This window comes from Paraburkholderia sp. RL18-085-BIA-A (assembly GCF_046027075.1).
Lineage (GTDB): Bacteria > Pseudomonadota > Gammaproteobacteria > Burkholderiales > Burkholderiaceae > Paraburkholderia.
In genome coordinates this window covers 1-549 of sequence record NZ_JARESU010000576.1, presented here as the reverse complement: position 1 = coordinate 549, position 549 = coordinate 1, and the positions used below count along the sequence as shown (strand labels likewise).

Here is a 549-nt window from a genome sequence, read left to right as displayed (position 1 = left end):
ATGAACCGCTCTTTTCCGATTGAACATCAACTTCTTGAGCAGTTCCACGAACAACTCGCCGCTAAGTGCCCCTTCATACGTTGCAAACCAGAAAGCCCCCTTCGAATTAACAGCGGACGCGGCGCTCATGCTTTGCCGTTCGCCGGGCCGCTCGACCACCGGCGTCTCACCGCGCGGCGCCCACGTCCTGCCATGCACCGAGTCAGCACGGAAGCCCGATTCGTCCCAGAAGAAGATGTCCGCCTTCTGCTCACGAGCCTGCCTGGCAACGCTCGGATAGGTGTCTCGCTGCCAACGCTCGATAGCTTCCGGATCACGCTGGTAAGCACGCTGCAACGGCTTTTGCGGTGTCAGGTTCAGACGGGCGAGCATCGCACCGATTGAAGCCAGACTCAGCGTGACGTCGAATCTCTGTCGTACCAGCTCACGAACCAGGTTGCGCGTCCATAAGCCAAAATCAAACCCGTACTGCATTGGATTCTTGCCATTAACCCAGCGCATTACCCGCTGCTCCTGCGTCGCAGTAAGCGTACGTGGGCGACCTGTGCC

The 549-nt window shown here is 58.8% G+C and carries 1 protein-coding gene; it reads right to left on the bottom strand.

The window, feature by feature from the left end; all coding sequences use genetic code 11:
• A partial coding sequence (locus P0D89_RS53920) for an IS630 family transposase (protein ID WP_408379812.1) occupies positions 1-549 on the bottom strand: 549 nt, incomplete at both ends.